Here is a 20,460-nt window from a genome sequence, read left to right on the forward strand (position 1 = left end):
GGTAAAAAATGTGTGTCCAACGCCATATTCGCATTAATCTCACATAAATTTCCTCGATTCGATGAAAAAAGCCCCACTTGAAAACGAGGCTTCAATAACAATCTAATTTCGAGATTAGTAGTAATCGCGAATCAATACTTCAGCAATCTGAACAGCATTGGTCGCTGCACCTTTTCTAACGTTGTCAGCAACAACCCATAGGTTTACACCACTATGGTGGCTAATGTCGTTACGGATACGGCCAACCATGACGTGGTCTTTACCACCAGCGTCGCGAACTTGAGTCGGGAAATCTTCACCTTGGAATACTTCTACGCCTTCCGTTTGTTCCAATAGGTTAATCACCTCTTGAGCATCAATTGGCGCACAAGTTTCAACGTGAATGGCTTCCGCGTGACCGTAAAAGACAGGTACACGAACACAAGTTGGGTTCACGGTAATCGCTGGGTCATTGAAGATTTTCTGGGTTTCCCACACCATCTTCATCTCTTCACGGGTGTAACCATTTTCCATGAACTGATCAATCTGTGGGATACAGTTGAATGCGATTTGCTGTGAAAATTCACTGTTCTCAGCTGGCATACCGTTAAGCAGTTTTGCCGTTTGACCAGCGAGTTCATCAATGCCAGCTTTACCCGCACCAGAAACTGACTGATAAGTCGATACGTTAATACGCTCAATACCAACCGCATCATGAATTGGCTTCAGAGCTACCAGCATTTGAATCGTTGAGCAATTTGGGTTGGCGATAATATTGCGATTGCGAAACTCTGCAATGGCTTCAGGGTTCACTTCAGGTACAACAAGTGGGATATCGTACTCATAACGGAACTGTGACGTATTATCGATCACAATTACGCCTTCGTCCGCTGCAATCGGAGCCCATTTTGCCGACAGTTCACCACCGGCAGAGAATAAAGCGATATGAGCTTGTGACCAGTCAAATTCTTCGACGTTTTGCACACGTACGGTTTTACCGTTAAAACGGTAAGTCTTTCCTTCACTGCGTTCACTGGCTAGCAGATATAGCTCACCGACTGGAAACTTGCGCTCTTGTAGCACTTCTAAAATAGTTTCACCGACCGCGCCGGTCGCACCTAATACGGCAACGTTATATTGTTGGCTCATTGACTTACCTCAACCTGAAAACCTAATTTTTCTAGGGGTGATAAACGACAACTGTCATCACCGACCAATGTGACGGCACTGTATTCTCGACGATCCCAGTAGTTCTTACGCATCAGGTCGAATGAACCTGGCTGACTGATCTCGCGACGGAATAAGGCGTCATCTTTACGCACATCGTAGACGAGCTGAGTGATGTTATGCAGCGTAGCTTCATCCCAATCACGATCCAATACCAGCTTAGGTACAGGAGCGGTTGGCAGCAAGTCACTGGCGTGCGCACGTAATTCGTTATCTAAGAACTCACAGTAGATATTGAAAATCATCGTTGTTCCGCGAGCTTTGCCCTCTAGACCATACCCAGCGACATGAGGGGTTGCGAATGCTAGCAGAGGCAGAAGCTCCATATCAACCTCTGGCTCAAATTCAAACACATCTAACGCTGCAATAAAGCCATCGTTGCGCTGTAAACGTGCTTTTAGAGCCGAATTGTCAACGACTGGACCACGAGCAGCATTGATTAAAATTTGGTCACCGCGTAACGTATTGAGGACTTCTTCATCGATCAGATGATGAGTAGGATGCTTACCACCCCGAGTAATCGGTGTGTGGAGAGTAATGATATCGGCTTGACTCAACAGCGCCTCAAGAGGTGTAAACTGACGCGAATCCCCCGCATCTTGCTTAGGTGGATCGTTAATCAATACCTTGATTCCTACACCTTGCAAACATTGTTGCAAGTAACTGCCAACCTGCCCGGCACCAATGATACCAACCGTTTTATCAAAAACAGAAAAACCGTGTTGTTGAGCCAGTACCATCATGACACTGAACGCGTATTCTGCGACCCCTACTTTGTTACAACCTGGTGCCGCGGTGAAAAATATTCCTCGCTCTCGAAGTAAATCCTGATCCACATGGTCCATCCCCGCGGTTGCCGTCCCGACAAATTTGAGTTTGTTCGCTTTTGATAGCAGTTTTGCGTTGACCTTAGTAACAGAACGAATCATCAAGGCGTCGACATCGACAAGGTCATCTTCAGTTAGTGTGCGACCAGATTTTAGAACCACTTCGCCAAGCTGGCTAAAAAGCTGCTCTGCATAAGGCATATTTTCATCAATAAGGATTTTCATCTGTCTGTAGAGTGGGGTTGAATTGCAATGGGATTGATTGTGCAGAAAAGGCTCCTCAGTGTCGAGGTAATAATGCACTCAGGTAGCGATAAAGGATAAAGAGAAAAATGCCCGGCTAAATAGCCGGGCAATAGTCCAGAACAAAAGGATCTTAACCCGCTCTCCATGGGCTAAAGTCTGCGTCTGTTAGGTTAATCTTTACTAATAAAGATTAACCAGCTCTGGAAACTGGATTGCGAAGCATCATCTGCTCAGCAAATTCAGCTAGCCTTGGTACTTCTTGATCACTAATGTTGCGTTCGTACCACCAAAGCCAAAACTGTTTGACATCACGGTCGTTAGCTCGACATCACGCTTTTCAGTCACGATATCTAGGCCCTTAGCCGCTTCATCTAAATTAGCAATGTTAATGCTTGGAGCGATGAAATCATTGGTCAGCATTAACGTTGAGTAAATTGCTTCGTGCACACCAGCAGCACCTAGTGCGTGACCTGTCATTGCTTTAGTTGCAGAAATAGCTGGGCTGTTGTTACCGAATAGATCTTGGATTGCACCCAGTTCTTTAACGTCACCAACTGGTGTTGATGTGCCGTGTGTGTTGACGTAGTCAATAACATCCACATCTTGCATCGCCATTTTCATACAACGCACTGCGCCTTCACCAGAAGGAGCAACCATGTCATAACCGTCTGAAGTCGCGCCATAGCCTACGATTTCACCGTAGATTTTCGCGCCGCGTGCTAATGCGTGTTCGAGTTCTTCGATCACCATCATGCCACCGCCGCCAGAGATAACAAAACCGTCACGGTCAGCATCGTAAGTACGAGAAGCTTGGTCTGGAGTCTCGTTGTACTTAGTCGATAGTGCTCCCATAGCATCAAACATCATAGTTTGAGACCAATCTAGTTCTTCACCACCACCAGCAAAAACGATGTCTTGTTTGCCTAGTTGGATAAGCTCCATCGCATGACCAATACAGTGTGCTGACGTCGCACACGCAGAACTCATAGAGTAGTTCACGCCACGGATTTTAAATGGTGTCGCCAAACACGCAGATACGGTTGAAGACATAGTACGAGGTACCATATATGGACCAACACGTTTCACGCCTTTTTCACGCATAGTGTCAGTTGCGACAGTTTGGTTTAGTGCCGATGCACCGCCAGAACCTGCAACAATACCAGTACGGTCATTAGATACCTGTTCGTCGGTTAAACCTGCATCTTCAATTGCTTGCTGCATTGATAGGTATGCATAAGCAGCCGCATCACCCATAAAGCGCATCTGTTTACGGTCAATGTGTTCTGCTGGGTTAATCTTTAAGTCACCCCAAACCTGAGAACGTAGGCCGTGTTCTTTAAACTGCTCAGAGGCAGTAATACCAGATTTACCTGCTTTAAGAGACGCTAAAACTTCTTCGACGTTGTTACCGATACTTGAAACAATACCCATACCGGTGATTACGACTCGTTTCATTATGACATTCCTATAATTCAAAAATCCGCCTGATAATAACTAAGATAGCGGGGAAAAGTGGTCAGCTTTCCTCTAAAACCGTACAATTGCAATCGTATTATCGTCTTTATTCACATTATTTCCGACACTATGACCTCGATTACTAATGCCCAACTAGGCTGGAACGAAGCTGGAACCCCTGTTTCCGACCAGTTTGATGATGTCTATTTCTCCAACGTCAATGGACTAGAAGAGACTCGCTACGTGTTCTTACACCAGAATCATCTGCCACAAAGATGGCAAGAATGTGATCAACGTAGATTTGTCATCGCAGAGACTGGCTTCGGAACTGGACTTAATTTCTTAGCCGTTTGGCAATGGTTTGCTCAATTTAGGCAACAAAATCCAACTTCGCCATTACAAGAGCTGCATTTCGTGAGCTTTGAAAAATATCCGTTGAGTAAAAACGATCTCATCAAGGCTCACCAATCGTGGCCTGAACTGGCAGAGTATGCGGAAAAGCTGCAAAAACACTACCCTATCGCGGTACCAGAATGTCATCGAATTGTACTAGACGATGGAGCTATAACGCTTGATTTATGGTTTGGTGACATTAAAGATTGCATGCCAAAAGTGCCTGTTTCTGAGCAAGGTCTCGTCGACGCTTGGTTCTTAGATGGGTTCGCACCAAGCAAAAACCCAGAAATGTGGAACCAAGACTTATTTAACGGTATGGCAAAATTAGCGAAACGTGATTGTACTTGCGCGACATTCACGGCTGCGGGTTTTGTACGTCGAGGTCTCATTGAAGCGGGCTTCGCAATGAAGAAAGTCAAAGGCTTTGGCACCAAACGAGAGATGATCGCGGGCGCACTTTTAGAGAAGCAGCCACACACGAACATGATACCTTGGTTTGCTCGTCAGCCAAGTCAGAGTGGTGAATCCGTCGCTATTATTGGTGGTGGCATCGCCAGTGCCACACTTGCCACTACCCTTGTCCGACGCGGAAAAAAAGTCACGCTCTACTGTCAAGATAGTGCACCTGCTGAAGGCGCTTCAGGAAATCGACAAGGCGCAGTCTATCCTTTACTGAATGGTACACACGAAGGCGTGTCCCGAGTATTTGCGCCAGCATTCTTGTTTGCCCGTCAATTTGTTGAACAAGCTGCACAGCAAATAGAGTTTGACCACCAATGGTGTGGTGTAACGCAGCTAATGTGGGATCAAACAACCAACGTTAAGCTTAACAAAATGCTTGAAGGTAACTTTGATAGTCAGCTCATTCGTAAACTCGATGCTCAACAGACCAACGACGTTGTTGGCCTTCCTCTCGATATGGAAAGCGTTCACTACCCGCTTGGTGGTTGGTTAAGCCCTGCTCAGCTAACCAAAGGGTTACTGGATAAACTCGCGGAAAACCCTTTATTTGCCTCTTACTTCAACTGCAAAATTGAACAGCTAGACTGGCAGGAAGATTCCCAGAGCTGGACTTTGGTAAGTCATAACGCGTCATTCCAACACGATACCGTCGTCATTGCCAACGGCCATCTGTTTGACCAATTTACTCAAGCTGCGCATGTCCCATTAGGGAAGGTCAAAGGTCAAGTCAGTCACATTCCAACGACAGAGACGCTGGAGAAACTCAAGACCGTATTGTGCTATGACGGCTACATGACCCCCGTGAACCCGAATAACCGCCATCACTGCATTGGCGCTAGCTATGATCGCTCTCATCTCAACAATGAGTTTGACCCTGTGGCGCAACAAGACAATGGTGACAAACTGCGCAAATGCGTACCAAACCAAGCTTGGCCACTCCAAGTTGATACGTCATCGAATCAGTCGCGTCAGGGCATACGCTGTGTAAGTCGAGACCATCTGCCATTTGTTGGCAACCTTGGTCAGTTTGAAAAAATCAAAGCTTGCTATCAAAACCTTCAACAAACAACAATTGATAGTGCTGAACAAGTACCACAATATCCAAACTTGTTCTGCCTATTAGGTTTAGGCTCACGAGGGCTAAGTTCAGCGCCGCTGCTAGCGGAAACGCTCGCCTCTCAGATCTGTGGTGATCCGCTGCCTCTACCTGTGGATGTTTTGGAAAGCTTACACCCTAGTCGAATGTGGGTTCGCAAATTGAGAAAAGGCAAAGCCATTACGGAACTGTAATTAGCCTCAGAACAAAAAACGCAGTCTCTTACACTGCGTTTTTTATCTGTAGTCACTGAGCTTGGTTAGGCTAGCTTAGCAACCGCGGCTTTGATTTCATCTGCAATGTCTTGGTTGGTAATCGCCGCAGTTTCAAAGTCAAAGTTATCATAGAAACTTGGGACGGATACCGACGCCTTCACATCAGCACCAAAGTAAGGAGCCGAAGCTGTGGCGGCAGCAAGAACCGTTTGTGCACCACCAGGGCCAGGAGATGTCGCCAAGTAAACAACGGGCTTGTTTTGGAACACACTGCGATCAATGCGAGTCGCCCAGTCAAATAGGTTTTTGTATGCCGCTGGGTAGTAGCCATTATGTTCAGCATAAGAAACAACAATGGCATCCGCTTCAGCAAGATCAGCGAGAAACTCTCTTGCGCCTTCAGCTTGTCCAATTTCTTTTTCTTTGTCTTCACTAAACATCGGAACTGAATAATTGTTGATGTCTAAGACTTGTACCTGCGCACCTTCCACTTGTTGAGCGGCATAGGTTGCTAACGCTTTGTTGATTGATGTTGAACTGTTTGATGCCCCAAATGCTATGATCTTCATAACTGCTATCCTGTTGTGTCTCAGTATGAGCACTAGAATATCGAGCAGCCAATCACGCAACAAGCGCAAAAATACAAAGAGGTTGTTCGAAAAATTCGAACAACCTCTTAGACGATAGATTGACGTCGCCGTTGGTTAAGCGTTGTTTACCAGCTCTAACCACAAATCATTGACGATAATACGGTCTGCCGGCGTCAGCTCCGAACGTGCTGCATCCAAACTTTCCTGAATACGACTCTTTAATGTTTCCACATCATTAATGCCATCTTCTTCGCACGAAGCGGCAGAAAGCGAAATATGACCACGCAGATAACCACCAGCAAAAAGTTCATCATCTGACGCCGTCGAAATACGTGCATCTATTAGCTCAAGTAGCTGCTCTTCAAATTCAATAATCATTTTGCGATGTCGCCTAATCAGTTTGCTTCTCAAAAAGAACGCCAAGCTTCTCACATTGAGAATTTCAACGCAAACCCTATATACAGCAAGGCCTGATAGTGTGGTATGGACAATGCAGTTTCCCTTATATCGCTCAGCCAAAATAGGGAATGACAATAAAATTAAACGTATAAATCAGCGCTTCCTACTACTCTTTGCATGTTGTAGCTACAGCATTTATTACGCGCCATCCAGCCATGCTGGAGACGTCAGCTTTGGTGAATGTCCCACAGAGGCATTCCTTATCCAAAACCCCACAGGAACTCCTGTCGCGTTTGGTGTGAACATCGATTTAGGCAGTTATCGCGTCATGCCCTCTACTCTGGGTTTAGCCAATCTAAATGGGATAGGTTTTAGTGAACATGACCGATTCATTTATGGCTGGGACTATGATGTTAATGGCGAACTCGGAACGCTCGCATCGACGCCAACAATAACCTTGCCTATAGCCTAGACGCCGACGGTTATCTCTGGGTCGTGGATGCTACACAAGGCACTGCCACGCGTATGAATCAGGTGCTCAATGAAGCTCAACTTGGTTTCAACTTTACCTTCGGTGCGATTTACTTTGATGTGGATGGATACCTCTACGCCAGTAATAACAGCAATGGCTATATTTTCAAAGTCACCCTGAACAATCCTCATATACCAGGGACGTCAGACTACTCGTCATGGCAGCCTAGTGCGAACCTGACTGCTTACGGTCCATCAAGTAATTCGAATGATGGTGCTCGATGTGCGTCAGCGCCTGTCGAAGCCGCAGAGTTGACCGACTTTGGCGACGCACCAGGTGGAAGCTAACGACAACAGTCTCAAATCTGTCTATAGCGTTGATGTCGATGTCATTCTGAGCCAACTGGCTGACAAGCAGGCCTATATATCGATATGCGACAATAGCTTCGCTCAGGGTGATGCTGACCTCGTCGACTACGAGAGCTGTTTGGTCAAATCATCGTTGACTGGGGGGCTGGCAGAATTCGATTTAAAGGTAGTCAATCATTGCGACTCACTGATTGCCGTCATTTGGGTGATGGAGCCGGATCAGACTCCACTCGTCTACACGTTCGACTACAGCGGCCAGAAAGAGAATACTTGGCTTATTCAGTAGCGTTAGGCTACTTAACTTTAAACTGCGCAGGCGTGAGTTCCGCGATACTGTAGAATTCACGTAGCGCATCAGACAACATTTGAACTCTGAGCGGTAATCCCACCTGAAGAATTGACATCACCTCAGCGTGAACTTTGGCCATAAACGCCAAACGATCCGGTTCAAAGCTACCATTGAGATTGTCACAACTGACAGTGAACGGAAAGCCTGCACTGGCGGATAATATCCATTCGTATGCTTGCGGGCGGATTTCTACTTTTTCGAATTCAGCTTGCACGGCTTGAGTGCGTCCATCAGGTTCATACCAATAACCAAAATCTTCCACTAAGCGACGCTCTGGCCCAGCCACGCACCAATGGGCAATCTCATGCATTCCTGACGCATAGAAACCACGAGCAAAAATAATGCGATGATAGGGGTAGTCATTGTCAGCAGGAAGATAGATTGGCTCATCTCCCCCTAACTCCAACTTGGTGTTGTATGAGTGAAAAAAAGTCGTGTTAAAGATATTGATTAAGTCTTGATACTCGTGGGTCATAGCTAAATTAACGGGCTGGTACTATCGCGCTCTGCATTCTCTCATTTTTGCTGAAAAATGCAAAACCCTACTTAATATATTGATATTAGAAATAGTAATCTAAAAAACGTTTTCGTATTCATAAAAACTCATTCGTCATAGATCACATTTCCCACTACACTCACGCCTTAAATTTCATCTTCATTGCCGAGCATTTCCGGCCACTTCTTGAGAATTCATTATGCTGCTCAGTGTTTTATATATTATTGGTATCACAGCGGAAGCGATGACGGGAGCACTAAGTGCGGGTCGTCGAAAAATGGATTGGTTTGGAGTCATGCTGGTTGCAAGTGCCACGGCCATCGGTGGCGGCACAGTACGCGATATTCTTCTCGGTCATTACCCACTAGGCTGGGTAAAGAATCCCGAGTTTCTTGCGATCACTTGTATCGCAGGCGTACTGACAACGGGGCTAGCTAAGTGGGTCATTAAACTTAAAGGCCTGTTCATTCGATTGGATGCGCTAGGACTGATCGTTTTTAGTATCATTGGTACCAAAGTGGCAATGGGTATGGGGCATCATGTCTTGATTTGTATGGTATCAGCGCTCGTAACTGGCGTGTTTGGTGGCCTACTGCGTGACCTAATCTGTCGTCAAACACCACTTGTACTGCATGAGGAACTGTACGCATCTGTCGCTCTCGTAGCTTCTGGTTTGTATTTAGGACTTTTAGAGCTCGGCATTGATGATGTGACTGCGACCATTTCAACTCTCGTTGTTGGTTATGTACTTCGTATGGCTGCGGTGCGTTTCAAATGGCGCTTACCTTCATTCAACCTTGAAGCTGAAGGCTCATTGCACTGATCACGCCAGCAATTCGATAGCCACAACGGTAACCGGCTCGATTTTTACCATTTCCTTATCGCATATAAAAAGCCCCGACTCACATGTCGGGGCTTTTATCAATCAGAGCTTATATCTGCGGTGTTTCTGTGGTCACACCATGGTTTTGACCACGGTGACGCAGCAGATGATCCAGTACTACGATTGCCAGCATAGCTTCAGCAATCGGAACAGCGCGGATACCAACACATGGGTCGTGACGACCTTTGGTAATCAGTTGAGTCGATTCACCCTGCTTAGTAATCGTCTCACCAGGAACAGTGATGCTTGAGGTCGGCTTAAGCGCAATGTTGGCTACAATATCTTGCCCTGTTGAGATGCCACCTAAGATACCGCCAGCGTGGTTACTCGCAAAGCCACTTGGCGTCAGTTCATCACGGTGCTGGCTGCCTTTTTGACGAACAACATCAAAGCCATCACCAATCTCTACACCTTTCACCGCGTTAATGCTCATAAGTGCATGCGCAATGTCCGCATCTAGGCGGTCGAATACCGGTTCACCCAGACCAACGGGAATATTTGTTGCGACGACTTGCAGTTTTGCACCGATTGAATCACCTTGTTTCTTGAGGTCACGGATCAGTTGATCAAACGCTTCAACTTTATCGACATCAGGACAGAAAAATGGATTGTTTTCAATTTCATCCCAATCCACTTTATCAATCGCCACATCGCCCATTTGCGATAGATAAGCACGGATCTCTACCCCAAATTCTTGTTTCAGGTATTTCTTAGCGATTGATCCCGCCGCAACACGCATCGCTGTTTCGCGGGCAGATGAACGGCCACCACCACGATAATCACGAACACCATATTTCTGATGGTAAGTGTAGTCTGCATGCCCTGGGCGAAACTTATCTTTGATTTCCGAATAATCTTTGGAACGCTGGTCGGTATTTTCGATCAAAAGACCGATAGAAGTCCCTGTGGTTTGACCTTCAAATACGCCAGACAAAATTTTCACCTCATCTGGTTCACGACGAGCGGTGGTATAACGAGAAGTGCCTGGTCGACGGCGGTCCAAATCGATTTGAATATCTGCTTCGGTGATTTCAAGACCCGGAGGGCATCCGTCGACAATACATCCTAGTGCGATACCATGACTTTCTCCGAATGTTGTCACTCGAAAATGTTGCCCGATACTGTTTCCTGCCATTACTTCCTCAAATTTGTTTCGCCCTTGTATACAGAGCTTTACACTTCAATTATTAGTTATTTCATAGTCGCCTTATTGCGGTTTGATGTAAACCCCTAAAGACCATTTTACGCGCATAAAAAAACGCCAAGTCGTGAATCAAAGATCAAACCACTTGGCGCTATGAAGTTTTGCTCAAACTTTAAGCATTAATCTCGGTAGATTGAGAACTCATCTTTGACGGCTAGCATCTGATCGCGAGTTAGCATAAATACCCCGTGACCACCGTTCTCGAACTCAATCCAAGTAAATGGAATATGTGGGTACTGTTCCATCATGTGAACCATAGAGTTACCCACTTCACAAATAAGAATACCGTTATCCGTTAAGTAATCTGGCGCATTCGCTAGGATACGGCGAACAATTTTAAGCCCATCTGTACCCGCAGCTAGGCCTAACTCAGGCTCATGAGTAAACTCTTCAGGCAGACTGTTCATGTCTTCTTGGTCAACGTACGGTGGGTTGGAGACAATCAGGTTGTACTTCTCTTTTGGTAGATCACGGAACAGATCTGAACGGATTGGAAAAACTTGCTGCTCCATACCGTGATCCTGAACGTTAAGCTCAGCAACTTGTAGTGCGTCAGTAGAGATGTCTATCGCATCAACTTCCGCTTCAGGGAACGCATGTGCACAGGCGATGGCGATACAGCCGCTACCGGTACAAAGATCCATGATACGTGTCGGTTCTTCGATCAACCAAGGTTGGAATTCAGCTTGAATCAACTCACCGATTGGCGAACGAGGTACAAGTACACGTTCATCAACGAAAAACTCTAAGCCACAGAACCAAGCACGGTTAGTTAGGTAGGCTGTAGGCGTACGCTCATTGATACGCTTCACCACGCGCTCAACGATACGCATACGCTCACTGGTGGTCAGGCGCGAGTTCAATACATGCGGAGGCACATCGATTGGCAGGTACAATGTTGGCAGGATTAGCTGTACCGCTTCATCCCATGCGTTATCAGTACCGTGACCATAAAATAGGTTTGCGGCGTTGAAACGACTGACGGTCCAACGAATCATATCTTGAAGCGTATGAAGTTCTGACACCGCTTCTTCTACAAAAATCTTATCCAAAATTGCCTCCGAAAAGCGCTACAATACTGCTCATTACATTTTAAAGTATTAATGAATAATCCCATGAGCAAAAAAGACACCGATATGGATGATGACTTCGCCCTTTTTAGGGATGCAGTACAAGGCGTAAAAAAGTTGTCACAGGATACCATAGTCCAGCAGCCAAAAAAAAATACTAAGCAAAAAGAAATTAAGCGAACTTCTAGAGAAGCGAGCGATGCTGAGTTCTATTTCTCTGACGAGTTTGTTCCACTTTTGAATGAAGAAGGACCAACGCGTTATGCTCGCGATGACGTGTCGCAGTATGAAGTAAAAAGACTACGTCGAGGCGTTTATGTCCCTGACGTTTTTCTCGATATGCACGGCATGAATCAACAGGAAGCCAAACGCGAACTGGGGGCGATGATCGCCTACTGTATAAAGAACGAAATTTCCTGTGCGTGTGTTCAACACGGCATCGGTAAACACATACTCAAACAAAAAGCACCACTATGGCTCGCTCAGCACCCAGATGTGATGGCTTTCCATCAGGCTCCACTCGAGTTCGGTGGAAATGGCGCTCTGTTGGTACTCCTCTCTATCCCCGAAAAATAGCCCCTTGCTTCTAACCTGCTACTTTCTCAGTTCTGGAGGAATAGGTAGCTCGGAGGTTTTAAGATTTGGCCTTTGTCCACCGCGTTTTCGATACTGTTTCAATTGGAATACGTAGGCAAGAATTTGTGCCACCGCAGTAAACAAGCCATCCGGTATTTCCTGCTCTAATTCGGTTGAATGGTATAGAGCACGTGCAAGAGGCGGCGCTGGAATCACGTAGATATCGTGTTCACGTGCCACTTCACGAATCTTGAGCGCCATGTGATCCGTACCTTTCGCCACAACAATTGGCGCTCGGTCACTATCTTGTTTATATCGCAATGCTACAGAGAAATGCTCCGGGTTGGTGATGATAACATCAGCCTGAGGCACTTCGGCCATCATACGTCGTTGAGCAGCTTCACGCTGGAGCATACGAATACGGCCTTTCACTTCCGGCTTACCCTCTGTTTCCTTGTACTCGTCTTTAACCTCTTGCTTGGTCATTTTAAGTTGGTTGGCGTGTTGCCAAATCTGAAATGGGATATCGATCGCTACCACCAGCAACAAGGTACAGCTAATCAGCAATATAAAATTAAGCAGAATATCGAGCGCGTGAAAGATGTTCTGTGGGTAAACATCCATACTGAGTTGGAACAAATCTTGTTTGGCGGCATTAATGAGATAAAAGGCCATCCCAGACACTAAAGCTACTTTGAGAATAGACTTAATCAGTTCTACCCAGCTTTGCAGGCCAACCATTCGTTTGAGGCCACTCAGTGGATTCATCTTAGACCACTTCGGCATCGCCGCTTCAACTGAAAAGTTAATGCCACCGACCCCAGCGGCTCCAGCCAGCGCAGCCACAAATAGTGTTATCAGGATCAACAGAAGGGGAAGAATCAGATTCGACAATGATCCGAGCGCAATATCGAACAGCTTAACCTGATCAAATATCTCTTCACGTGACAAAGTAAACAACCGCCCCATAGCATTTAATAGAGCGCGAGCTAAGCTCTCTCCAAACCACATCAGTGCAACTGAACCAATTACCAGTACTGAAACCGACGCCAATTCTTTAGACCTTGCAACCTGCCCTTTTTCTCGAGCCTGTTGCAAGCGCCTGGGCGTGGCGTCTTCTGTGCGTTCTTGACCGTCTGACTCTGCCATTCAGCCTCCTAACAATTCAGCCTGATAAAGGAACAGATCTGCTGTTCACCTTGTAACCAGAATAGCTCATAGTGGTTGTAGAGTCCGGCGATGATGTACCAACAAAGCAATAGCCCCACCATCAAAGCAAAAGCGAAGCCGAGCGAGAAAATATTCAACTGCGGGGCAGCACGTGTCATCACGCCGAAGGATAAGTTGATCGTTAGCAGCGCAATAATTCCAGACAATGACATACTCAGCGCGACTTTAAACATAATTCCAAGCCATAACGCCAGTTCTCTAAAATCCACAGTCGTTAATGAACCCGTTCCAATTGGGATGGATTTAAAACTCATCACCACTAGCATTATCATTTTGAGATGACCATCGGTCGCGAGGAAAAACATGGTTGCAAGGAACATAAACAATTGACCAAGCAATGGGGTGTTTTGACCGTTCGCTGGGTCAACCATTGAGGCAAAACCCAAACTCGCCTGCATACCGAGGATCTGACCAAGAATAACAAAGGTTTGAATCATAAATTGGGTCACAGTCCCCATCGCGACACCGATAATGATCTGTTCTAGCAAAGTCATAAAACCCGCAAAAGAGACTAGTTCAATATTGTCTGGCACCGCGGGGATGGCTGGCATCACCGCAAAAGTGATCGCTAAACCTAGATAGAGACGTACCCGAGTAGACACGAATCGCGCTCCCGTCACCGACATCACCATCAGCATGGCAGCAATGCGGGTATAGGGCCAAAAGTAATTGGCGATCCAATCTAAAACTAGGCTAGTCGGATACTCCATAGTCAGACCTAGTAGAGAACCTGGGGTAAACGCTCGATCATGCTAAAGAAAAACTCCATCAGCATCTGCGTCATCCAGTGAGCAAACAGCATCAAAGCCAGTAGTGTCACAATCAAACGTGGCAAGAAGCTCAGTGTTTGTTCGTTAATGGACGTTGCGGCTTGAAAGATAGCGACCACTAAACCAATCAGTAGACTGGGAATAATGATCGCACACACCATGATGAGAACCATCCATAGCGATTCACGAAACAGCTCGACAAACATTTCAGGAGTCATTGGCTTCCTCCCGTCACAAAGCGAAACTGCCGGCTAACGTCGACAATATCAGGTTCCAGCCGTCGACCAACACGAACAGCATCAATTTAAAAGGTAACGAGACAATCATTGGCGATAGCATCATCATACCCATTGCCATCAGAACCGAAGCCACCACAAGGTCAATGATTAAGAACGGTAAGAACAGCATAAAACCAATTTGGAATGCAGTTTTGAGTTCTGAGGTGATGAAAGCTGGGATCAATACCGCCATTGACACATCTTCCGGCGCTGTCGCTGTCGAACCAGAGATATTGACGAAGGTTTCTAAGTCCTTTACCCGAGTCTGCTTGAGCATAAAGTCTTTCATTGGCGTTTGAGCTAAGTCAAACGCTTGTCGCGCGGTTATCTGCTCATTGATGTAAGGCTGAATCGCATCATCATTAATCTTGCTCAGTACTGGCGACATGATGAAGAAGGTTAGGAAGATGGCGATACCTATGATCACTTGGTTCGATGGTGTCTGTTGCAAACCCATGGCCTGACGCAAAATAGACATCACCACAACAATACGCGTGAACGACGTCATCAAAATAACCATGGCTGGCAGGAAGCCGAGCATGGTCATCAAGGCTAAGATTTGCAAGTTGATTGAGTAGTCTTCACTGCCGTCCGCATTAGTGGTCATGGTAAAGGCTGGAATTCCGCCACCACCGCCTGTAAAACTTCCGGTTGAGATGGTTTTAGACGCGCCCTGCTCTTTCTCCATTGCCGTTACGGTCACCGAGTCACTCGGAGCGATATTGGCAGGAATCGAGGTATCTATCTCTTGCTGCGCTAACGCTAACCCAGAAAAAAGGGCCAGTACAAACGTCAGAACAATGGTCGCCAAATTAGTTGTTTTTATCATTCTTCTTCAACAGCTGAGTCAGTTGACTTGCAAACGGACCGTTAGCCATCTCCTCCTGAGACAAAGGTTTATCCAGCTTTGAGATAAGTTGAATTGATTGAGGTGTCACCCCCACTAAAAACTGCTCTTCACCCGCTTGAACAATCACAATCCTTTCTCGATGCCCAACCGCAATTTGGCGCACAACGCTCAGACCTTTCTGATTGATCAATGCGGGGACTCGCATGCGTTTCAATAGCCAAGCTAGCAACAAAATAAAGGCCACAACGAACACGAGCGACCCAAAAGTGGTCGCCCAGTCTAGTTGGCTGCCTGGAGCGGCAGCCAGTGCGGAAGGAGAAAGTACAATGAGAGAGTAAAGTAAGTACTCTCTAACTTTGAAAGTCATACGTTACCTAACATTATCGCAGTTTCTTGATACGCTCTGTCTGACTGATTACGTCGGTCAAACGAATACCAAACTTATCGTTAACCACAACCACTTCACCGTGCGCAATTAGGGTGCCATTCACCAGTACATCTAATGACTCACCCGCCAAGCGCTCTAGCTCAACAACCGAACCTTGGTTTAACTGGAGTAAGTTACGAATACTGATTTGAGAGCGACCCACTTCCATGGAAATCGTCACTGGTATATCTAAGATCGTATCCAGCTTGCGACGCTCATCGTCTGAGATCGGCGAAGAAGTGTCCTTTAGCTCATCAAGCTGAGCAGACATCACTTCATCTACATCAATATCTGGCGCATTCGGATCTTCACCTAACGCCGCAGCCCATTCGTCCGCCAGTTTTTGGTCTTCACTCGGTTCCATACCTGTTACCTATTTATTCTCTTAATCTTCGATTTCGACATCGTCTTCTTCTAACTCAGAAATAACATCTTTTCCGAGGAAGGCGATATCCGTTTTAACCACATCAGGGCGTTTAATTTTCTCTGATACCTGAACTGCCAATTTCTCACCTGAGCGCCCCATTTTCACTCGGAATGTTGGCAGTTCTTCAACAAACATCACAGCATGTTCTGGCATATTGATCGGAATGATGTCACCCGGTTGTAGCTCCATCAAGTCACGCAATGAGATATCTTGCTCTAGTAAATCGACACGGAGGTTGACTGGCACACCCATGATTTCCTCACGAAGCGCCGTGCTCCAACGAACGTCTGTTTCCATTTTGTCAGACTGAACACCGGCATCGAGCAACTCACGAATTGGCTCAACCATAGAGTACGGCATAACCACGTGGAAATCACCACCACCACCGTCAACCTCAATATGAAATGAACTGACGACTATCACCTCTGTCGGGCTAACAATGTTAGCCATACTCGGGTTCACTTCCGAATCGAGGTATTCAAACTCGACTCCCATAACTGGAGACCAAGCTTCTTTGTAATCTTCAAAAACGATCTTCAGCAATAGCTGCACAATTCGACGCTCGGTCGGTGTAAACTCTCGACCTTCGATACGGGCATGGAAGCGGCCATCACCCCCAAAAAAGTTTTCTACTAGAATGAAGACTAGACGTGCTTCCATGGTAACCAGAGCCGTACCTTTCAACGGTCTAAAGCGCACCATATTAAGGCTGGTAGGCACATACAGCGTATTTTGGTACTCACCAAACTTCATCATCTGAACGCCATTGATAGAGACTTCTGCCGTCTTCCTTAGCATATTAAACAGACTAATCCGCAAATGGCGGGCAAAACGCTCATTGATCAATTCGAGCGTTGGCATACGACCACGAACAATGCGGTCTTGCGAGGAGAAGTCGAAGTCTACAGCACTGGCATCCGACTCGGGCGACTCGTCTTCTGTATCATCAACGTCATCGACTCCGTGGAGCAGGGCATCAATTTCGTCTTGGCTTAATAGATCAGTCACGCATCACCTACTGCATTACAAAATCGGTAAATAGCACACGCTCAATCACTGGTTGACCTACCGCGCGATTCAAGCTTGCTTTAATGTCGTCGGTCGCTTTTTCTCGCAGTTCGATACGGCCATTGGCAGTACGCAATTGATCAACGGTCGCCGACGCAAACGTACTCAATAATGAACTTTCAATCAGAGGAGAGTGGTAGCGGGCGAGATTTTCGTTCTCTGAGCCACGAACCATCAACTGTACCTTAATCTGTACTAAGCGATCTTTTTTGTCGCCTGTGACATTAAATAAAAACGGTTGGGGAATATTAACGTAAGCGACTGGATCGACAGACGCAGCCACTTGCGGCAGGGTCGTCTGAGCGGTTTCCGCAGAATCATCCGAACCCATCAAGAAAAATGCAGCACCACCGCCACCCGCGAGTAACACCACGGCAGCAATGATGATAATGATCAGCTTACCTTTGCCTTTGGGCGCTTCCGTTTCGATTTCTTCAACTGCCATAACTTAACATTCTCTATCTCTTTGTTTTTTACAGTTTAAGCGTAATAGCTAATTCCATCACGCTTTGCAGCGACATTCAAATCAAGATTGATGTCTGGTTCAAGGTTTTCTTCACCAAACAAGCCCTGACCGCTGCTTCCCTGACCAGAATTACCCTGTCCGTTATCTGCATAGCGTCTCTGCTGCTGACCGGAAGCCTGCTGCTGAACTGAGCTGTCACCTAATTGTACACCCTGCTGGGCAAGCATCTCACGTAATCTTGGCATTGATTGTTCAATCACATCGCGAGCTTGCTGATTGGCGACGGTAAAATGAACCGTGGCCGCATCTCCATTCATATTCATACGAATTTGCATACGACCCAACTCAGGAGGATCTAAGCGAATGTCGATGTTCTTTAGGTTTTTCGACATCATCATCTGAACTCGCTCTGCCACTTGTTCTCCAGCCATTTCTCGCGTCAGTTGCAATGGCACTTGTGCCGCCGCTTGCTCTGCGCGTATCTGACCTAACGAGTTAGGGCCTTGCTGCCCCGATGCCTGCGCGAGTTGCTGAGCAAAAGCCGAACTCGACTCCGAGGCGGGCTGACCACCTTCTTTACCGCCGACTAGCTTACCGAGCGAACCTGCCGTTTTTGCACCCAGTGCCGCTTTAAGCACTGCCTGATCCTGTGTAAGCGCCGCGTGAGGCGTTGCTGCCACTTGTTGCATCTGGCTTACCATCAAGTCCGTTGGCATGGCAGAAACAGCGGATTGTTGTTGCGACATTTGTGCCGCTGTCTGGGCCATTTGGGCTTGAGCTTGCTGTGTGGTAAGTGCCTGATGAACCGACTGAGCCACCGCCGCTTGTTGCGCTTTTGGTGGCGTTTCTGGCTTGATCGACACTTCATCAGTTAACGCGGGTTCATTGGTGGAAGCCCAAGGAATCGCCCCTGCCGTAACGGCCGCGGCAGCAATGGTTACATCCGCCGGTGCCTCACTTGCCACATCACTCGCAGACATCATCACTTGGTTGCTTGGCTGTGCACTGTCTAGTGCGGTGGCTAAAGATTTACTTGGCTTATCTGTCACCTTGGTCGCCGCCACTGTGCTAGCGGCAATAGCCCCTGCCGCTAGCCCCACATCATTAGCTGAGGCATCATTTTCTTCTTCAGAGCCGTCTGCTGGGCTCTGTTTCGTCGTGACTTCTGCGCTGAGCGCTGTCTCATCAAGGGCAACCTCAGACAGTTCTGCCGTTTCCTGTGGTAACGCGTTGTCTTTGTTAACCTTTGCAACAGAGGCACTTAACACTGCGGCTTGTTGCGCCAACTGACTGCTGTTCTCTTCGTCAGCAACCACCTGACTGTCTTGCTGAATAAATTTTTGTGCTGAAGCGGGTACGATAACGTCTTCCCCATCCGCCTTCATAACAACTTGCTGCTTTAGGCTATCACTGTCACTGACTTTTGAGGTTGGTTCACCACTCGGGGCTATCTCTTGTCTAGACTGGCTGTCAGTTGCAGTCACTTTAGTGGCGTCAGAAGAGACGTTTTGTTGCTCTTCTTCAGCCGAGATTTTTTGTGAGACATGGTGTTGAGTATCAATCTGATCCTGTGGCAACTCTTTGCCGTCAGCCGGTTGTAGCGCTTTATTCGCAGTATCAAGTCGCTGCAATACTTCGTCATTTTCAGAGACAATTTTCGCCGCTGAATGAGAGTTTTCGTCTTGTTGTGAGATCTCAGGCTTGGCACTTTGAGCAACGTCTTTCGTGACCGTAGCTGTGTCAGCGTCTTCCGCCTCACTTTCATCAGACACGAGAAGTTCATCGACACTTTGGCTCTCTGTCGCTTGCGCTTTTACGTCGCTAACGCCCGACTCACCTTTAGATACCGATGCTTGCTCGGCACTGGCCTCTGCACCCTCTACCTTACCTGCGCTCTCTTTGGTGCTAGTCTCACCTTTTATTAACGCCGCTAATTTGGCAAAGAAACCGCCAGACTCGGAGCTTTCGACACTCGCGTCACCACCGTCAGTGGTGGTCTTAGTCACTTTTGGACTTTCCGATACCGATGATAAATTGATATTCATACCAGGTTCACTCTCAGTTGCTTCACGCCGAGAAGGCTCTACGCGGCAAAGACGCCGATTCATTGCATACAAGTTGGAATAGATATTTGCAAGAAACACGCCAACGATAATCAAAGAATGACTTCGCTCACAGAAGTGAGAGGTTAGTTAGAAATTCGACGTGAGTACTGAAGGGTAGAAAATTCATCCATCTGCTTTTGCTCCCTGATATTTTGCAGACGCTGCTTTTCGGTTTGTTTTTTCTCAATAAGCCACTCGTATGAACGACGCTGCTTTCGGCTCTCTAACCAGTTATGCTCGCAGTTATTAACCTGGCCTTTGAAATGCGACTCGGCTTGCTTCTGCTTAGACAAGGTCTCATCTAAAGTGGTTAAAAAACGGTTTAAATGCGAGTACTGACTAGCGGTCAAACCTTGTTGTCCACGGTCAACCAACTGCTGACAGTAATCAAGGCGATACTTTTCAATTTGCTCGAGCTGCTGATAGTAGCTTTCAAGCTCATTGCGAGCTTGGTTTAACGCCAATACTGCTTGGTTTTCGCGCTCTTTGGCCTGCTCTAACAAAAACTCCAGTGCATTATCCATAAGCG

General features: G+C 46.8%; 24 protein-coding genes. 6 read left to right on the forward strand and 18 right to left on the reverse strand.

The features are described 5' to 3' along the window. Positions 1 to 114 precede the first annotated feature (114 nt). From QTN95_RS03875 to fabB, 3 genes are all read right to left on the reverse strand, one after another. Complete coding sequence (locus QTN95_RS03875; protein WP_138973766.1) at positions 115 to 1,128, reverse strand: aspartate-semialdehyde dehydrogenase; 1,014 nt, start codon at positions 1,126 to 1,128, stop codon at positions 115 to 117. Beyond that, on the reverse strand, positions 1,125 to 2,258 hold the full coding sequence (locus QTN95_RS03880) for a 4-phosphoerythronate dehydrogenase (RefSeq protein ID WP_331416407.1): 1,134 nt from the start codon (positions 2,256 to 2,258) through the stop codon (positions 1,125 to 1,127). Before QTN95_RS03880 ends, QTN95_RS03875 begins: the two co-directional genes overlap by 4 nt. 264 nt (positions 2,259 to 2,522) lie before the next feature. After that, the gene (gene fabB / locus QTN95_RS03885; RefSeq protein ID WP_331416408.1) at positions 2,523 to 3,734 is read right to left on the reverse strand and encodes a beta-ketoacyl-ACP synthase I; all 1,212 of its coding nucleotides are present in this window, start codon (positions 3,732 to 3,734) and stop codon (positions 2,523 to 2,525) included. Positions 3,735 to 3,863: 129 nt separating this feature from the next. Between fabB and mnmC the strand changes: the two genes are divergently transcribed. After that, positions 3,864 to 5,882, forward strand: a complete 2,019-nt coding sequence (gene mnmC, locus QTN95_RS03890; protein ID WP_331416409.1) for a bifunctional tRNA (5-methylaminomethyl-2-thiouridine)(34)-methyltransferase MnmD/FAD-dependent 5-carboxymethylaminomethyl-2-thiouridine(34) oxidoreductase MnmC — start codon at positions 3,864 to 3,866, stop codon at positions 5,880 to 5,882. A 65-nt stretch (positions 5,883 to 5,947) separates the two neighbouring features. On the opposite strand, the gene QTN95_RS03895 is transcribed toward mnmC, so the two are convergent. Together QTN95_RS03895 and QTN95_RS03900 are read right to left on the reverse strand one after the other, a co-directional pair. Beyond that, a complete protein-coding gene (locus QTN95_RS03895) occupies positions 5,948 to 6,472 on the reverse strand; it encodes an NADPH-dependent FMN reductase (protein ID WP_331416410.1) in 525 nt (174 codons plus the stop codon). 135 nt (positions 6,473 to 6,607) lie between these two features. Continuing rightward, complete coding sequence (locus QTN95_RS03900; RefSeq protein ID WP_138973761.1) at positions 6,608 to 6,871, reverse strand: YfcL family protein; 264 nt, start codon at positions 6,869 to 6,871, stop codon at positions 6,608 to 6,610. Between the two features lie 112 nt (positions 6,872 to 6,983). On the opposite strand from QTN95_RS03900, the gene QTN95_RS03905 reads away from it, so the two are divergent. The 3 genes from QTN95_RS03905 to QTN95_RS03915 are packed head-to-tail and all read left to right on the forward strand — an operon-like array spanning position 6,984 to position 8,018. After that, positions 6,984 to 7,364 carry a hypothetical protein gene (locus QTN95_RS03905; protein ID WP_331416411.1) on the forward strand — a complete coding sequence of 127 codons (381 nt, stop codon included), beginning with the start codon at positions 6,984 to 6,986 and terminating at the stop codon, positions 7,362 to 7,364. Between the two features lie 23 nt (positions 7,365 to 7,387). Further along, entirely contained in the window at positions 7,388 to 7,711 is a 324-nt protein-coding gene (locus QTN95_RS03910; protein WP_331416412.1) for a DUF6923 family protein, read from the forward strand. Next, positions 7,701 to 8,018, forward strand: a complete 318-nt coding sequence (locus QTN95_RS03915; RefSeq protein ID WP_331416413.1) for a hypothetical protein — start codon at positions 7,701 to 7,703, stop codon at positions 8,016 to 8,018. Before QTN95_RS03910 ends, QTN95_RS03915 begins: the two co-directional genes overlap by 11 nt. A gap of 7 nt (positions 8,019 to 8,025) precedes the next feature. Here QTN95_RS03915 and QTN95_RS03920 read toward each other — a convergent pair whose 3' ends face one another. Further along, complete coding sequence (locus tag QTN95_RS03920) at positions 8,026 to 8,556, reverse strand: elongation factor P hydroxylase (RefSeq protein WP_331416414.1); 531 nt, start codon at positions 8,554 to 8,556, stop codon at positions 8,026 to 8,028. A 220-nt stretch (positions 8,557 to 8,776) separates the two neighbouring features. Between QTN95_RS03920 and QTN95_RS03925 the strand changes: the two genes are divergently transcribed. Continuing rightward, a complete protein-coding gene (locus QTN95_RS03925; protein WP_138973759.1) occupies positions 8,777 to 9,400 on the forward strand; it encodes a trimeric intracellular cation channel family protein in 624 nt (207 codons plus the stop codon). Between the two features lie 109 nt (positions 9,401 to 9,509). Here QTN95_RS03925 and aroC read toward each other — a convergent pair whose 3' ends face one another. Continuing rightward, on the reverse strand, positions 9,510 to 10,595 hold the full coding sequence (gene aroC / locus QTN95_RS03930; RefSeq protein ID WP_331416415.1) for a chorismate synthase: 1,086 nt from the start codon (positions 10,593 to 10,595) through the stop codon (positions 9,510 to 9,512). Between the two features lie 188 nt (positions 10,596 to 10,783). Next, positions 10,784 to 11,716: a 50S ribosomal protein L3 N(5)-glutamine methyltransferase gene (prmB, locus tag QTN95_RS03935; RefSeq protein ID WP_138973757.1), complete on the reverse strand. Its 933-nt coding sequence runs from the start codon at positions 11,714 to 11,716 to the stop codon at positions 10,784 to 10,786. Positions 11,717 to 11,779: 63 nt separating this feature from the next. Here prmB and smrB point away from each other — a divergent pair, with 63 nt between their 5' ends. Further along, the gene (gene smrB / locus QTN95_RS03940) at positions 11,780 to 12,310 is read left to right on the forward strand and encodes an endonuclease SmrB (RefSeq protein ID WP_331416416.1); all 531 of its coding nucleotides are present in this window, start codon (positions 11,780 to 11,782) and stop codon (positions 12,308 to 12,310) included. A gap of 18 nt (positions 12,311 to 12,328) precedes the next feature. On the opposite strand, the gene flhB is transcribed toward smrB, so the two are convergent. The 10 genes from flhB to fliJ all read right to left on the reverse strand — a co-directional run bounded on the left by flhB (position 12,329) and on the right by fliJ (position 20,455). Continuing rightward, entirely contained in the window at positions 12,329 to 13,459 is a 1,131-nt protein-coding gene (flhB, locus tag QTN95_RS03945) for a flagellar biosynthesis protein FlhB (protein ID WP_331416417.1), read from the reverse strand. A gap of 8 nt (positions 13,460 to 13,467) precedes the next feature. Then, the gene (gene fliR / locus QTN95_RS03950; RefSeq protein WP_331416418.1) at positions 13,468 to 14,250 is read right to left on the reverse strand and encodes a flagellar biosynthetic protein FliR; all 783 of its coding nucleotides are present in this window, start codon (positions 14,248 to 14,250) and stop codon (positions 13,468 to 13,470) included. 8 nt (positions 14,251 to 14,258) lie between these two features. Continuing rightward, the gene (fliQ, locus tag QTN95_RS03955; RefSeq protein ID WP_138973753.1) at positions 14,259 to 14,528 is read right to left on the reverse strand and encodes a flagellar biosynthesis protein FliQ; all 270 of its coding nucleotides are present in this window, start codon (positions 14,526 to 14,528) and stop codon (positions 14,259 to 14,261) included. A gap of 13 nt (positions 14,529 to 14,541) precedes the next feature. Then, positions 14,542 to 15,417: a flagellar type III secretion system pore protein FliP gene (fliP, locus tag QTN95_RS03960; RefSeq protein WP_331416419.1), complete on the reverse strand. Its 876-nt coding sequence runs from the start codon at positions 15,415 to 15,417 to the stop codon at positions 14,542 to 14,544. Next, entirely contained in the window at positions 15,401 to 15,805 is a 405-nt protein-coding gene (gene fliO, locus QTN95_RS03965; RefSeq protein WP_331416420.1) for a flagellar biosynthetic protein FliO, read from the reverse strand. Before fliO ends, fliP begins: the two co-directional genes overlap by 17 nt. Before the next feature lie 13 nt (positions 15,806 to 15,818). Beyond that, positions 15,819 to 16,229: a flagellar motor switch protein FliN gene (fliN, locus tag QTN95_RS03970; protein WP_331416421.1), complete on the reverse strand. Its 411-nt coding sequence runs from the start codon at positions 16,227 to 16,229 to the stop codon at positions 15,819 to 15,821. Positions 16,230 to 16,250: 21 nt separating this feature from the next. Beyond that, the gene (gene fliM, locus QTN95_RS03975; protein ID WP_331416422.1) at positions 16,251 to 17,300 is read right to left on the reverse strand and encodes a flagellar motor switch protein FliM; all 1,050 of its coding nucleotides are present in this window, start codon (positions 17,298 to 17,300) and stop codon (positions 16,251 to 16,253) included. Between the two features lie 7 nt (positions 17,301 to 17,307). Continuing rightward, positions 17,308 to 17,805 carry a flagellar basal body-associated protein FliL gene (gene fliL, locus QTN95_RS03980; protein WP_331416423.1) on the reverse strand — a complete coding sequence of 166 codons (498 nt, stop codon included), beginning with the start codon at positions 17,803 to 17,805 and terminating at the stop codon, positions 17,308 to 17,310. A gap of 35 nt (positions 17,806 to 17,840) precedes the next feature. After that, on the reverse strand, positions 17,841 to 19,871 hold the full coding sequence (locus QTN95_RS03985; protein ID WP_331416424.1) for a flagellar hook-length control protein FliK: 2,031 nt from the start codon (positions 19,869 to 19,871) through the stop codon (positions 17,841 to 17,843). A gap of 143 nt (positions 19,872 to 20,014) precedes the next feature. Continuing rightward, on the reverse strand, positions 20,015 to 20,455 hold the full coding sequence (fliJ, locus tag QTN95_RS03990) for a flagellar export protein FliJ (RefSeq protein WP_138973746.1): 441 nt from the start codon (positions 20,453 to 20,455) through the stop codon (positions 20,015 to 20,017). Positions 20,456 to 20,460 lie beyond the last annotated feature (5 nt).

This window comes from Vibrio sp. M260112, from assembly GCF_036533775.1.
Taxonomy (GTDB): Bacteria; Pseudomonadota; Gammaproteobacteria; order Enterobacterales; family Vibrionaceae; genus Vibrio.